Raw genomic sequence first — 14,677 nt, forward strand, 5'->3', positions numbered from 1 at the left:
TAAAGCGTTGGAACTTTCCACAAAGTTATTGTGCCTTTAAATATTAAGGTTCATCATCTAATTCTGTTAGGGATAATAGTTATTTTTAACATTGAATACTTTTAGAAATCGCTTAAAGACTGTCAACTTATGATAGAACTGTTGTGAAAATAGTTTTATTGAGTACAGATCAAAAACGATAAAATAAGTATCTGAGGAATTAGAAAAGAGCTAAAAGTTATAACTTTTAGCATTCAAAACTTTGTGACGTGACAACAAAACTCATTCTCTTTTCTAGAGAGCCAACTAAATAGTTGATATCTCTCTTAATCAGGACTTTTTTTACATGAAAAAGCTGATCAGTCTTTTTTTAAGCGTGTCTGTACTATTACTTGCAGCTTGCGGTAAACAACAAAGTGAACCACAAGCTGGAAAGAGTGGTGATTCATCACAACCTCAAACTGTGGTTATTGCCTCAACTGGTTCTGACGCTGATATCTGGCGTTATATTTCGACTTTACCAGAAACTAAAGCTGCTGGTGTTAAGCTTGAGGTGAAAAATTTCACTGATTATGTTGCAATGAATACAGCTGTAGCAAATAAAGAAGTCGACTTAAATGCATTCCAATCTTATGCATATTTGGTGGCTTTCAATGCATCAAATAAAGATAAAATTGCTCCAGTTGCTACAACTTATCTTGAGCCAATGGGGATCTACTCAAGTAAACATAAAAAAGTAGAAGAATTCCAACAAGGTGCAAGCATTGCAATTCCTAATGATGCTGCGAATGAAGCTCGTGCATTATTGTTATTACAAAGTGCTGGCTTAATTAAACTTAAAGCAGACTTCGACCCTGCTAAAGGCACACCAAGCGATATTATCGATAACAGTAAAAAAATTGATATCAAACCAATCCAAATGGCGACAGCTGTACGCGTAAAAGATGAAGTTGATGCAATTGTTTTGGGTAATACGTTAGCTTTAGAAGGTGGTTTAAACGTACTTAAAGATTCTATCTACTATGAACCTGTTGACCAAAGCACTAAACTGAATGTAAACATCCTTGCAACAGCTGAATCTCGCAAAGATGACCCAATTCTTCAGAAAGTTGGTCAGCTATACCACACTGAAGCTGTTAAAAAATACGTTGAACAACACTTTGGTGGTACAAAAGTTGACGTGAATCAGCCAATCAGCTACCTCACGGAAGCTAAATAGTAATATAATAGCTGCAACGCGAAACAGGCAAAGACTCTTTGCCTGTTTTTTCTTTTTAGCATAGTTTTTGACGACATGATTCAATTTAAAAACATTTCAAAGCACTATCAGCTTAAAGGCCAAACCATACGAGCTCTGGACCAAATTAATTTGGAAATTCCTGAAGGGAGTATTTTTGGCATTATTGGCTATAGTGGTGCAGGTAAAAGTACTTTAATCCGCCTGATTAACTTACTTGAACGACCAAATGAAGGTCAGGTTATCATTAATCAAAAGGACTTCACTGCTTTGGATGCGCGTTCATTACGTCAGGAACGTGCAAATATTGGTATGATTTTTCAGCACTTCAATTTGCTACAAACCAAAACGGTTGCTGAAAATATCGAAATGCCAATGCGTCTGCTGAATTACAATAAAGCAGAACGTGAAAAGCGCTTAAATGAGTTATTGGAGTTCATTGATCTTAAGCATAAAAAAGATGCTTATCCTGATGAACTTTCTGGCGGCCAAAAGCAACGTGTCGGTATTGCTCGTGCTTTGGCAAATCATCCAAAAATTCTTTTGTGTGATGAAGCAACCTCTGCCCTAGACCCGCAAACAACCAAGTCTGTTTTAGAGTTACTCAAGAAAATCAATCAAGAGCAAAAAATCACAATCGTTATGGTGACCCATGAAATGGATGTCATTGAAACTGTTTGTGATCATGTAGCTGTGATGGAAGCTGGTAAAGTCATTGAACAAGGTTCAACGATTGATATCTTTAGTAATCCTCAACATCCGACGACTAAAAACTTTATTCAAACTGTGTTACATCAACAGTTGCCTGTAAATATTTTAAATCAACTCGAGAATCAGCATCACCATAGCATCTACTGTTTACAGTTTTTGGGCCGTTCTGCTCAAGAACCTGTAATTCAGTCACTGATTAAACAATTTGATATTAGTTTAAATATCTTATTCGCTAACATGACTGAAATTAACGGTACTGTCATTGGTCAAATGTTTGTACAGCTTCTAGGTGAGCCTCAGTTGATTAAACAGGCTATCGAGTTTTTAGAGAAAAATGAAGTGAGTGTAGTTCAATCAGGAGATCAAGTATGAGAGATTTAATCGTACAGTGGTTAACTGAACTAACTCAACCTTTCTGGCACAGTTCCCTTTCAATTGACCAGTTTGTAACAGCTCTACAAGAAACATTTCACATGGTGTTTTTTGCGCTGTTATTTGGTGGTATTTGGGGTTTCATTCAAGGGGTTATCTTGCTTGTAACTCGCCCAGAAGGTATTTTGCCAAATAGATTCGTCTATCATTTACTCAACCCGATTGTAAATGCGTTACGCTCTCTCCCATTTATTATTTTACTTATTGCAGTGATTCCTCTTACCAAGTTATTGGTAGGTACTTCAATTGGTACGTGGGCAGCGATCGTTCCTTTAACAATTTACGTTGGTCCATATATGGGACGTCTGATTGAAACTTCCCTACTCGAAGTAAATGAAGGAATTATTGAATCTGCTCAGGCGATGGGTGCTACACCTTGGCAAATTATTTACCGCTTTATTTTGCCAGAAGCACGCAGTTCACTCATTCTAAATCTCACAACAGCCACAATCAGTTTGATTGGTGCAACAGCAATGGCTGGTGCAGTGGGCGCAGGTGGTATTGGTGACTTAGCAATCTCTTATGGTTACCAACGTTTTGATACAAGCGTTGTAATTTTAACAGTAATTGTTCTATTGCTCTTAGTACAGATTGTACAGACGCTAGGTAACTGGCTCTCTAAGATCCGTTAAATTACTCATATAAAAAGCTCCCTAAATGGGGGCTTTTTTGTTTTACATACATCATTTTCATAAAAAGGTTGAGTGAGTGGCTTAATACCATTTTCTGTTATTATCAAAAACAGCGATTACTTACTCTTTGGATTTGGTTTTAGGATAAAACAATGCGTTATAGAATTCATTTTATTGATGTACAGAATGCCCTCCAAAACTATATCTGGATTTTAGAAGATACTGAAACCCAAGAGGCTGTTGCAGTTGATCCAACAGAAGCTGATCTTGTGACTCAATTTTGTCAAAATTATCAACTCACTTTAAAACAAATCTGGCTCACTCATTGGCATAAAGACCATATCGGTGGTGTAGCGGATTTAACGGCTGGCCAAAATATTACTGTCTATGGTCCACGTGATGAGCTCTCAAAAATTCCGGGAATTACTCACCCCTTACAACATGACGATCATTTAAAATTTAATGATTTAAAAGTAGAGATTATCGCGACCCCAGGTCACACCTTAGGGCACATTGTGTATTTTATTGAAGAGTTAGAAGCTGTATTCTGCGGTGACACTTTGTTTGCAATGGGATGTGGACGATTATTTGAAGGTACGGCTGAACAAATGTATCACTCACTTAGTCGTTTAGCAGCGCTACCAACACAAACCAAAGTTTATTGTACGCATGAATACACGCTTTCAAATGCCGAATTTGCCTTAACGGTAGAGCCGCATAACCACGCCTTATCTGAACGAGCTGAAGAAGTTCGTGAGCTACGTAAACAAGGATCAATCACCCTTCCGAGTACGATTGAACTAGAATTAGCCACCAATCCTTTTCTTCGTGCAGAAAGTGCTGAAGACTTTGCTCATTTACGTGCACTTAAAGATAACTTTTAAAGGTAAAGCTTCTCCTTTTAAGAGATACAGTTTCATTTTAAGAACTGTATCTTTTTGCATAGCGCACGTTGATCGTAATTATTTTTTACATTTACTTTCTTCATATTTATTCATCTTTTTAAAAATTCCCTCAAATTTATATTTTCTTAAAAACACGCCAATAAACAACTCATTAAGTAAAAAGTTTTTATTTTTTAGTTACATAACACCACCATATTTTTATAAAAATGAAAACTGTTCTTTCTCTATCTTACTTTTTTTACAAGTTGCAAAATAAAACAAAGTTTTCCCCCTTTAAAAAATCTAATTAAAACCCTATTAATAAATAAGATGTAATGCCACGGATAGAAGGAGTTCTCACGTGAAAAAGGTTGTTAAAGCTAAAAATTTGATTGCGTTTCGTATTTGGTTAGAAAAGTTAGGGTATTCAGTTAAAAATCTTGCTGATGGAAAAGGTTTTACTTTTAGTTTTAAAAAAGAATATGGTTTAGTGACCTGTGATTTAGCAGGTAATTCATTAGCGATGCAATTAGGTGAAGAGTTTGAGGATCACTTAAAAGCATAATTTTTTACGACTCGATTTACAGTATTGTCTTTTTGAAAGATAAGTAATATTGCAGAACTTTAGAATGGTTTAATTAAAATATATTGTTAGATATTAAACAAAAAATCTGTAGCGGGGCTACTCTCCCAAATTGCCCTCAGCTACAGATTTTTTTATAAGATTATTCTGCTTTAGGGTTCTTTAAAGCTTTATCTAAAAGATCTTTATCTAAAGCTTTATCCCATCGTGCTACAACAATTGTTGCGCAAGCATTACCAACTAAATTTGTTAATGCACGGCACTCAGACATAAAACGGTCAATACCAAGAATTAAAGCCATACCTGCTACAGGAACCGCCGGTACAACCGATAGAGTTGCAGCCAGAGTAATAAAGCCTGCGCCAGTCACCCCTGCTGCACCTTTAGAACTTACCATTGCCACAAGAAGCAATGCAATTTGTTCACTAATTGATAAGTCAACATTACACGCTTGTGCGATGAATAGAGCCGCCATAGTCATGTAGATATTTGTACCATCGAGGTTAAATGAATAACCTGTCGGAATCACCAAACCTACCACCGATTTTTCACAACCTGCTTTTTGCATTTTATCCATTAAAGATGGTAAAGCTGCTTCAGAAGAACTTGTTCCTAAAACTAACCAAAGTTCATCTTTGATATAACGGATTAAATGAATAATTGAGAAGCCATTGTAACGGGCTACGGCTCCTAAAATCACTATGACAAACAATACCGCTGTAATATAGAACGTCATAATTAATAGTAATAAATTACCAATTGATTCGATTCCATACGCACCGATGGTAAAAGCCATTGCACCAAAAGCACCGATTGGAGCAAGCTTCATTAACATACCAACAAGGTAAAAAACTGGAGCTGTTAAGTTATTTAAGAAGTCGGTAATTGGACGTGCACGGTCACCCAATGCAGCCAAAGAAATACCAAATAATACCGCCACAAACAGAACCTGCAAAATCTCGCCACCTGCCAGAGGGCTAACTAGAGTTTGCGGGATAATATTCATGAAGAAGTCAGTAATATTTGTTGCATGTGCCTTTTCAACGTAAGTATTTACTTTGTCGTTGACTAAGGTAGCGGGGTCAATATTAAGACCTTTACCTGGTTGGATAATATTTGCCACAATCATACCAACCACAAGCGCCAAGCTTGAGAAGGTAAGGAAATAAAGCATAGCTTTACCAGTTACACGGCCGACTCGGCTCATGTTTGTCATACTGGCAATGCCTGTAACAACTGTTAAAAAGATGACGGGAGCAATAATCATTTTAACGATCTTGATGAATGCATCACCAAGCGGTTTTAAACTTTCGCCAAGTTCTGGGTAAAAATGACCAATTAAAATGCCCAAAATAATTGCAAAGATGACCTGTACATACAAAATTTGGTGAAACTTCTGTTTTTTCTGTACCGTTTCTTGGTCAAGGGTATTGAAATCCATTATCTAAATACCTTTTCGATGGGGATAAAAAAATAAAATATAAAGCGTGCACCACAAGCTGCTTTATCAAGGAAAAGCCATTGTAAAGAATAAAAAACGGCCTGTGTTATAAATTTAAAAAATGACAAATTGAATAATCATGCAATAAATTATATAAAATCATTTTAATTTTCTAATTTTAAAAAATAAAAAAACAACCAAAATTCACTATAAAGCATTATTTAATCTTAATATTTTAAGTAAAAACATGCACAAAAATGGCTGTAGAAGTTTAATTATCTCATACCAGCACAACATTTATTAAATAAATGATTTTATAAAAAACATGTAAATTATAAATTATGAAAATTTAGTTTAAAAATAATAAGAAAAATTGATATATAATTTTTTAACAAGATAAAGTGTCTCGTTCTTGTTAAAAAATTACACTAATAGGCTTTGATAATTAATTCAAATTAGGGGGTGTTAAATAACCGTTCCAATAAAATATGGACATAATCTAAACTTAATGTACGTTCAGTGAATAAGATGCGAAATAGCATAGGGGCAATCACAGCTTCGATAATTTCTTCATTATTTATAGTGGGTTCATTACGCGATTTAGCTCTGGCTTGAATAATATCAAGTTGTTGAATAATTAAGGCTTCACATTTTCTCGCATTTGAAGCGTCGGCTGTATATAGCACATCACGTAATAATGTTTGACCAACTTCAGAAGAATACTCCTCAAAATATTGTTCAATCCATGCAGTGATATCCAGCTGAAATGAACCTAAATCTTTTGGTTCCATATCAGGTTTAAGTTCATTTAGGGCTACATCTGAAAATAGCTGATTAATATCGCCCCAACGGCGGTAAATTGTCGAAGGTGTTACTCCTGCCTCATGAGCGATCATAGGTATGGTAATCTGGCTTTGCTCTAAGGTTTTTTGAAGCTCTTTTACCGCTTGGTGCACCGCAGTTTGAATTCTTTCACTACGACCGCCAGGACGTAAGCCAGTAACAACTTTTGCCATTTATAAACTCTGTAAAGGGATCAAAAAATTTATAAATATTTATATCTATATACAAAATACACTAAAGCTAAGGATTTGCTTTAGTGTGAAAATAATGTATAAAAGCTAAATATTCGCTTTTATGTTATTCATCTTATATGAACAATTCAAGTTCAAAACGGTCTGGATCAGTTTTTCAGTTAGATAGTGCAAGTGCATTAACACTCAATACAATCACGCTTATGACTTTTATGGCGGCGTCTAGTGCACCGACTCCACTTTATCGTCTATACCAACAGCTTTGGCAATTTTCACCTGTCACTTTGACTTTAATTTTTGCAACTTATGCTTTTACTCTGCTGGGTTCATTACTGATTATTGGTTCTTTGTCTGACTATATTGGACGTCGTCCTGTCATTATTGCAGCCATTTTTCTGCAAATTATTTCGATGAGCTTTTTCTTATTTGCTTCAGATGTTTCGATGTTATTTATTGCACGGGGCTTACAAGGAATCGCAACAGGGCTTGCTGTCTCGGCTATAGGCGCAGCAATTTTAGATTTTAGTAAGCTTCAGGGTTCGCTTATTAATAGTATCGCACCAATGGTCGGCATGGCTGTTGGTATATTTCTAACTTGTTCTATTTTGCAATTCTCTGCCCAACCATTACAGCTTGTTTTTGAATTTTTATGTCTTCTTCTTATTTGTGAACTCATTTTAAGTTTTTTTACTCCTGAAACAGCCCAAAAAAGATCGGGTGCACTTGTCTCTTTAAAACCCAATATGGCTATTCCGCCACAAACAAAAAGTGCTTTATTGAGTATTAGTCCAATTAATATTGCTCTTTGGATGGTCAGTGGTTTTTTCTTATCACTTATGCCCTCTTTACTGGCAAAAATTTTCCATACTTCATCAGCATGGCTAAACGGTATTATGTTTATGGCGCTAGCACTCTCAGGTGCGGTAGGTATATTGACGCTTAGAAAGTCGACAAATTACCGTATTTTATTAACAGGTACTCTTTCAATTGCTATTGGTTCAACTGTTTTATTTTTAGCAATTAATCTTACAAGTGCAGTAGTTTTATTTCTCGGTTCTATTATTACTGGAGTTGGTTTTGGTACAGCTTTTATGGGCGCAATCCGCACAGTAATGCCTCTAGCTTTACCAGAAGAACGTGCAGGTCTTATGGCTGCATTTTTTGTTGAAAGTTACTTGGCATTTAGTATTCCTGCAATTTTAGCTGGTTATTTTGTTGGGAAAATTGGGCTGATGAGTACAGCAAATAGTTATATTTGTTTTATTATTCTACTATCGTTTGTCGCACTTCTTCTGATTTTTAAAAACTTTAAAAGTAAATAAGGATTAAAAGACAGCCTCTATTGAGGCTATTTTTTATAGATGCTCTTTAAATTCTATTAAAAAGTATCTGCTACATACATACGTACCATCTCGCCTTCCTCATCCTTTACCAACATTAAAAACCGCCAACCACATTTTTCATAAAACTCGGTATGGTCTGTTATTAAATAAAGTGTTTGGATGCCCTGATTACTCAAGTCTTCACGTATAAAATCTAAAATGTGCTTTGCAATATTTTGGTTTCGATAGTTCTCTTCTACAAATAAAGCACATAAGTTTGGTGTTAAATCTTTACGCTCATGGAAGTCATTATCAATGACTCCTGCTCCAGCAATTAAATGCTTATCTTCATTTAAAACAATGTACCACTGTGGAATAGCATGCTTTTGATCAATGGAAATCTGAATGCTATCAAGATAGGCTTCCACAGGGATTTGCCATTTTTCAGAAAACCACTCTGCAGCCATTTCTTTGTATTGAGGGTAATCAGATAACCGTAATATTTGCATAAAATAAACCTATTTTGTCCAACCTTTTTAAGGTTGAGTCACTGAACTACTAATGGATTGCTGGGTTGGACTCTCATAAGTTGTCTCTGCAACTGGCGAAACGCGCCAAATCGTATTGCCCACATCATCTGCAACTAACACAGCACCTGAGAAATCAATTGCTACACCTACAGGACGACCATACGCTTTACCTTTATCGCTGAGGAATCCTGTTAAAATATCTTGCGGTGGACCTGAGGGCTGACCACTTCTAAATGGTACAAAAATGACTTTATAACCACTGTGAGGTTTACGGTTCCAAGAACCATGCTGACCGATCAATGCCCCACCTCTAAATTGTGGCATCAGTTCGGCTGCATAAAATGCGAGACCTAAAGAAGCCGTATGGTTACCTAGTGCATAGTCGGGTTTAATTGCACGAGCAATCATTTCAGGATTTTGCGGTTTTACTCGCACATCTACATGTTGACCATAGTAGCTATAAGGCCAACCATAAAAAGCACCGTCTTGAACCGAAGTCATATAATCGGGTACTAGGTCACTACCTATTTCATCGCGCTCATTAACCACCGTCCAAAGTTTACCGCTTTGAGGTTGCCAAGCCATACCATTTGGATTACGTAGGCCTGTTGCAAATGGGCGAGACTGACCACTTGCAATATCAAACTCTGTAATTTGTGCACGACCTTTTTCTTGATCTAAACCATTTTCAGCAACATTACTGTTAGAACCGACACTAATGTAGAGCTTTGTACCTTCGCGATTGGCAATTACATTTTTTGTCCAATGATGGTTTAAGGCACCACCCGGTAAGTCCAATACTTTAGTTCCACTGGCCGTAATTTGAGTTTCACCTTCCTGATAAGGAAAACGCACCAGTGCATCTGTATTGGCGATATATAAGTTATTACCTACCAATGCCATACCAAATGGAGAATTTAAGTTTTTAAGGAATACCGTTTTCTGGTCAGCGACCCCATCTCCATTAGTGTCACGAAGTAAACTAATACGGTTTGCGCTCGGATGAGATGAGCCTGCACGTCTCATCACAAAAGTCATGATTTTACCTTTAATACCTGTGCTGTCTTCCGGTTTAGGTGGAGCATCTGTTTCAGCAACCAATACATCGCCATTTGGTAATACATAAAGCCAACGCGGGTGCTCAAGTCCTTTGGCGAAGGCTTTGACCTTTAAACCTTCTGCTGGAGTTGGCATAGCGCCATTTGGCCAGCCCTCTGCTGGGGCTATATTAACGGTCGGTAATAAGCTCGATTTAGGCTCAGGAAGTTTTGGTTCTGGACCATAACTCTCGGCAATCGGATATTGAGATGATGATGCACATCCTGCAAGTACACATACAACCGTAATGCCTAAAGTTGGCTTCAAAAAATCGTTAAGCATCTTTTATCTCCATTTTATTTATTCGCAATAAATACAGGTTAATGCTTTAGAAGAGAGACTTATAGTTGATTTATTTAACTGTGCTAAGCATTACAGACCGTATTTTCAAAAATCTAATACATAACTGAGTATTTATTAGGCACTTAATTTACTATCTTCATTAACTATCAATTAAAACTTGGTCCCAGAACTATTGTTTAAAGTATTTAAAAAGCTCTCTTTATCTTTGGGCGAGATCATTACTGTAGCCATTCTTCCATCTTTCATATAATAAATTTTAAGTCGATCTAGCGATAATGCTGGAGAAGAAAGTGGATTATGGGTAGGTTCTATTTGAGTAATATCATTGATATTAATTTTCCATCGAAATACCAAGCTCTTAATGATTAATGTGTTGTTTTCTACTACGTAATACGTGTTAAAAACCGGAAGCCAAATAACCAAAATGACTAAACTATAAATGAAGAGGTGCTGAAAATTTGAAGCTAAAGAATAATGATGATTTGCTTCATAAATTTTCATAAGGATATTGCCAGTGATCACAACAAATATTAATAAAAGCCACCAATCAATTTTTGATCTAAATTTCAAAGTTATCCTCCACGTATAAATATCATTTATAACGAGTCTTTCTATATTTTTTATAAAATAATTGAACTAAAAATTAGCTTTAAATGTTAATGATACAAAATCTCGATCATCTATCGTGCTAAACTCATTAGAACCAAAAAAGTTATTATAGGCAATCTCTGTTGTATATTTTTGCTGATAAGTCATAGATAAAGCCGCAGTTACACTCATTTGCCCTTTTTGAAAGTTTTGGCTATATCCATAAACATCGTGTCTAAAACTAAGACTTGGCGTAATCACGGTAGAAGGTAAAATATCTTGGTAATTTAATGCTCCACGTAATCGGTAACCAAATGACCATTCATTAAAAAAACCGTTTTTATTACAAAAGCGTTCATTTAAATTGTCTATTTCTGCATTGGTAAGATGAGCTGTACCATACGGCGTACATTTAAACTCACCTGTTTCAGGATTATAAGCACCTGTTGAAAGCTCACTACGGCCAAATGCACCTGTCCGACCAATCCGATGATTACCAATATCCGCAATATGGTTTAAGGCAAACTCTGTAGACCATGTCAGCGAATTTGCCCCCCAAATATTCAATATGCTATCAGTTGCTCCAACCGAAAATTGTGTTACAGGTAAGCGTACATATCCTTGAATATATTGACCCAATCCAACAGTTTTTTCTGGCGGCGCAAATGGTGTTCCTTCCGATAGCACTTGAGCATAGACAATGTCTGTGCCGTTTAGTTGCAAAGGTTGATTAGGTTTGTGGGTTAACTCACTAAAAACGTTTGTTGTTCCAACTTTACCAGTCAAACTTAATCCAAACATTTTGATATTTTCAGGATAGATAGAAAAATAACTCGCGCTATTAAAATGTTCGGGTCCTGCAGCTGTTACGGCCGTTCCATCAAAGTTTGCATTACGGCTATGGTAATTCGCATAGTAAATACCTAACTCAGCATTATTTAAACTGGGTAATGTCTGTTTTAAAGCAATACCATATTGGCCGTTATCCTTTGCTTTTCTACTTTCTGCACGTGGAATATAGGTACGTAAACGAATTGCGGTATCCGATAATTTATCTCCACCTCCAGCAATCAGAACTGGACCTGCATTTTCGGGCACAAAGTCTGAAATCTCAAAGAAAGTTCCGTTACCATCAACAACTGAAGGTCTAAATTTAAATTGATAGAACCCTTCTATTTTCAAATTTTTATTAATGCTTGTGTCGAATGAAAACATTTCGGTTGGAATGATTCTTTCTTTTGCATCACCACCCGGTCGGTTAATTGCAGCAAAATCAAAAGCACTCACCGAATTTAAACCGTTTTGAAAAAACTGAGATTTCCCCCAATTTAAAGTCTGTTTGCCTAATTTTAAATTGATGCTTTTTCCATCGTCTGATTCAAAATCTTTCCATATATAGGCATTCCATAAATCGATACCTTTGAACTTTGCGAGCCTTGGCCACGCTGAATCATTAAAAGGTTTAAAGTCTCCTTGCCCTGTCTCATAGGCATGGTCATACCAGTATTTAGTGCTAATAACCGCACCCTGCTGTTTTCCATTTAGCTTAACTTCAGTTATGCCTCTGATGATCTGTGAAATGGCATCATATTTACTAAAATTCATACGCCCATCATCACCATTTACATCAATGCTAGCGCCTTGTTTGCCTATTTCGTTTGTATCTGGCCGATAAAGTAATGAAACGGATGGATCTTGCGTACTCCAACTGGCTCCTAAGCTTAATGTCGTTTTTGTATTAACCTTCCAGTCTTTATCAATATCAAAACTGGCTGTATTTGCTTTAGACATAAATAAAATTAGGCTTAATGAAACACCTATTTTTTGAATATATAAAACGTGATTATTTCTTTGTTTTAAATAGACGTAATGACCCATCATATTATCTCCCTATAAATATGATTTTTTTATTTATTGCTTATTACTCAAAGCCATCCATTGGCTTTTAAATGGTTTACATAAGCAGGTATTTTTGTACTAGACAGGTTGTTCGACCTGATCTAATTGTTGAATGAATTGTTCAGCTAAAGGCCAATAGCCAAAGCCAGATGCAGGGTTTAAATGTCCTACTTCACCCAAATTTACGAGTTGACTACCCCACTTTTCTGCCATTTCACTTACAGCTTCATAACGAGCTAAATGGTCATTGGTGCTTGCAACCAAAATGCTGGGAAAAGGTAGTTCTTGATCTGGTAAAGGACTCCACCCTTCTTGATGAAGTACAGTTGAGCTTGGATAATTTTCTGGCCAGCTTTCGTTTAAGTCAGGTGGAGCCACAAGTAGAGCTCCTTGAATTGGTCTTTGATATTTTGCAACCCAGTGTATTGTCATCAGCACGCCTGCGCTGTGTGCAACCAAAATGACAGGCCCTTGTATTTGTTCGAGTTGTGCCTGAATAGCAGCAACTCTATTTTCACAATTGAGTTTATTGGTTTGCACAGGTGGTACAGAGCGAACCTTTGCTAGCTTTGTTTCTAAGATTGTTTGCCAATGCTCGGGAACATGATCGCGTAACCCCGGAATAATTAAAATTGTTGCTTTGGTTTGTATTTTTTTCATTTCAACGCCTGTGAATTTTGCCATCTAGGATGCATAAGAATTTTTATAAAACTCCACTCACAATAAAGGCTCATTTCAGTTAATGGTGTACATAAGACGTCACGGACTTTTCATTTGACGACACATTTTTTTAAAATTTCGTAAATTAATTAAAATAGTTTTTGTAATTACAATTTAATATAAAGAATAGATTTTAAAATTGATTCGACATCATGATTAGGCGCTTAAATAAAAGCTTTTGTAATGTGGATATTTTAGTTATAACTAGATATGAGCTGTAAGGAATATGGCTGATTAAGAACAGGAGATAATAAAATGGTGCCTCTTGCGCATACCGCCTCTTTAAAAAATTATTTGGCAGTTGCTCAGCAATTAGATCTAAATCCCTACCATTTATTATCACGTGTTGGGCTTAGCCAAACTCAATTGAATGATCTTAAACAACGTATTCCTGTAGATAAAGCCATTACCTTGCTTGAAGACTCAGCCCAAATGAGTAATTGCGATGTTTTCGGTTTACATATGGCAGAGCAACGCGAAATCGCGGATTTTGGTGAACTGAGCTTATTATTAAGCTACCAATATACCTTGAGAGAAGCGCTACAAACGATTGTTCGTTATAGGAATTTACTCAATAACTCACTTGAAATATATATAGAAGAAATTGACGATACAGTAGTTATTCGAGAAGAAGTTGTGACAACAACTTGCGGATATAGTCGCCAAGCGACGGAACTTGCTTTAGGAATCACCCATCGTTTTTGTGCAGCACTCATGATGCAAAAATGGCGGCCGTTAAGTGTACACTTCACTCATAACTCGCCTAGTGATTTAACTTTGCATCGGCGGATTTTTGGCTGTGCACTAGAGTTTGGCAGTGACTTTAATGGCATTGTTTGTACAGCAGCCGAACTTGATACAACAAACCCTCAAGCAAATCTGGCGATGGCTAACCATGCACAGCGTTATTTAGATATTTTGCAGAATAGTAATGAATCGACCATGATTTTTGATATTCGTAAAAGTATTTATCTTCTTTTGCCAATGGGCCGCGCTACGATTGATCAAGTCGCTCAAACACATGGTATTCACGTGCGGACTTTACAGCGTCGATTAGAAGAAGCTCAGACGAGTTTTAGTGATTTAATGAATGAAGTACGCAAAGATCTCGTATTTCGTTATTTAAAAAATCTAAATTATTCACTTGCTCAAGTGTCTGATATTTTAGGTTACTCAATGCCGAGTTCTTTTACCCGTTGGTTCATTAGCCAATTTGGTATGTCACCGAATATGTGGCGTAGTCACAATAAAGCCCTGCTCAATTAATTTCTCTTTATTTGACAC

Annotated in this window: 14 protein-coding genes; 7 read left to right on the top strand and 7 right to left on the bottom strand. The window is 36.4% G+C overall.

Going from position 1 to position 14,677, the window contains the following annotated elements; translation table 11 throughout:
- The first annotated feature begins 325 nt into the window (after positions 1–325).
- The 5 genes from J663_RS02100 to J663_RS02120 all read left to right on the top strand — a co-directional run bounded on the left by J663_RS02100 (position 326) and on the right by J663_RS02120 (position 4,440).
- A complete protein-coding gene (locus J663_RS02100) occupies positions 326–1,198 on the top strand; it encodes a MetQ/NlpA family ABC transporter substrate-binding protein (RefSeq protein WP_017480821.1) in 873 nt (290 codons plus the stop codon).
- A 75-nt stretch (positions 1,199–1,273) separates the two neighbouring features.
- Positions 1,274–2,299, top strand: coding sequence for a methionine ABC transporter ATP-binding protein (locus J663_RS02105; RefSeq protein ID WP_002119636.1), 1,026 nt, complete (start codon positions 1,274–1,276; stop codon positions 2,297–2,299).
- Positions 2,296–2,991, top strand: coding sequence for a methionine ABC transporter permease (locus tag J663_RS02110; protein WP_002119707.1), 696 nt, complete (start codon positions 2,296–2,298; stop codon positions 2,989–2,991). Before J663_RS02105 ends, J663_RS02110 begins: the two co-directional genes overlap by 4 nt.
- Positions 2,992–3,143: 152 nt before the next feature.
- Positions 3,144–3,875, top strand: coding sequence for a hydroxyacylglutathione hydrolase (gene gloB / locus J663_RS02115; protein ID WP_005068466.1), 732 nt, complete (start codon positions 3,144–3,146; stop codon positions 3,873–3,875).
- A 361-nt stretch (positions 3,876–4,236) separates the two neighbouring features.
- Positions 4,237–4,440, top strand: coding sequence for a hypothetical protein (locus tag J663_RS02120; RefSeq protein WP_002119766.1), 204 nt, complete (start codon positions 4,237–4,239; stop codon positions 4,438–4,440).
- Between the two features lie 160 nt (positions 4,441–4,600).
- Here the strand turns inward: J663_RS02120 and J663_RS02125 are convergent, their stop codons facing one another.
- The gene (locus tag J663_RS02125; protein ID WP_002119617.1) at positions 4,601–5,899 is read right to left on the bottom strand and encodes a dicarboxylate/amino acid:cation symporter; all 1,299 of its coding nucleotides are present in this window, start codon (positions 5,897–5,899) and stop codon (positions 4,601–4,603) included.
- 455 nt (positions 5,900–6,354) lie between these two features.
- Positions 6,355–6,915: a TetR/AcrR family transcriptional regulator gene (locus tag J663_RS02130; protein ID WP_032004692.1), complete on the bottom strand. Its 561-nt coding sequence runs from the start codon at positions 6,913–6,915 to the stop codon at positions 6,355–6,357.
- Positions 6,916–7,052: 137 nt separating this feature from the next.
- Between J663_RS02130 and J663_RS02135 the strand changes: the two genes are divergently transcribed.
- On the top strand, positions 7,053–8,255 hold the full coding sequence (locus tag J663_RS02135) for an MFS transporter (RefSeq protein WP_033847508.1): 1,203 nt from the start codon (positions 7,053–7,055) through the stop codon (positions 8,253–8,255).
- 56 nt (positions 8,256–8,311) lie between these two features.
- Here J663_RS02135 and J663_RS02140 read toward each other — a convergent pair whose 3' ends face one another.
- From J663_RS02140 to J663_RS02160, 5 genes are all read right to left on the bottom strand, one after another.
- Positions 8,312–8,764 (bottom strand): GNAT family N-acetyltransferase, encoded by a 453-nt coding sequence (locus J663_RS02140; RefSeq protein ID WP_033847510.1) that lies wholly within the window; start codon positions 8,762–8,764, stop codon positions 8,312–8,314.
- Between the two features lie 27 nt (positions 8,765–8,791).
- Positions 8,792–10,165: a PQQ-dependent sugar dehydrogenase gene (locus J663_RS02145; RefSeq protein ID WP_033847511.1), complete on the bottom strand. Its 1,374-nt coding sequence runs from the start codon at positions 10,163–10,165 to the stop codon at positions 8,792–8,794.
- Positions 10,166–10,336: 171 nt separating this feature from the next.
- A complete protein-coding gene (locus tag J663_RS02150) occupies positions 10,337–10,756 on the bottom strand; it encodes a PH domain-containing protein (protein ID WP_033847512.1) in 420 nt (139 codons plus the stop codon).
- Positions 10,757–10,822: 66 nt separating this feature from the next.
- Entirely contained in the window at positions 10,823–12,652 is a 1,830-nt protein-coding gene (locus J663_RS02155; RefSeq protein ID WP_081404606.1) for a DUF1302 domain-containing protein, read from the bottom strand.
- Positions 12,653–12,751: 99 nt separating this feature from the next.
- Positions 12,752–13,357, bottom strand: coding sequence for an RBBP9/YdeN family alpha/beta hydrolase (locus J663_RS02160; RefSeq protein WP_081404560.1), 606 nt, complete (start codon positions 13,355–13,357; stop codon positions 12,752–12,754).
- Positions 13,358–13,648: 291 nt separating this feature from the next.
- On the opposite strand from J663_RS02160, the gene J663_RS02165 reads away from it, so the two are divergent.
- A complete protein-coding gene (locus tag J663_RS02165; RefSeq protein ID WP_033847517.1) occupies positions 13,649–14,659 on the top strand; it encodes an AraC family transcriptional regulator in 1,011 nt (336 codons plus the stop codon).
- Positions 14,660–14,677: the final 18 nt, after the last annotated feature.

Source organism: Acinetobacter sp. 826659, from assembly GCF_000588515.1.
Taxonomy (GTDB): Bacteria; Pseudomonadota; Gammaproteobacteria; order Pseudomonadales; family Moraxellaceae; genus Acinetobacter; species Acinetobacter pittii.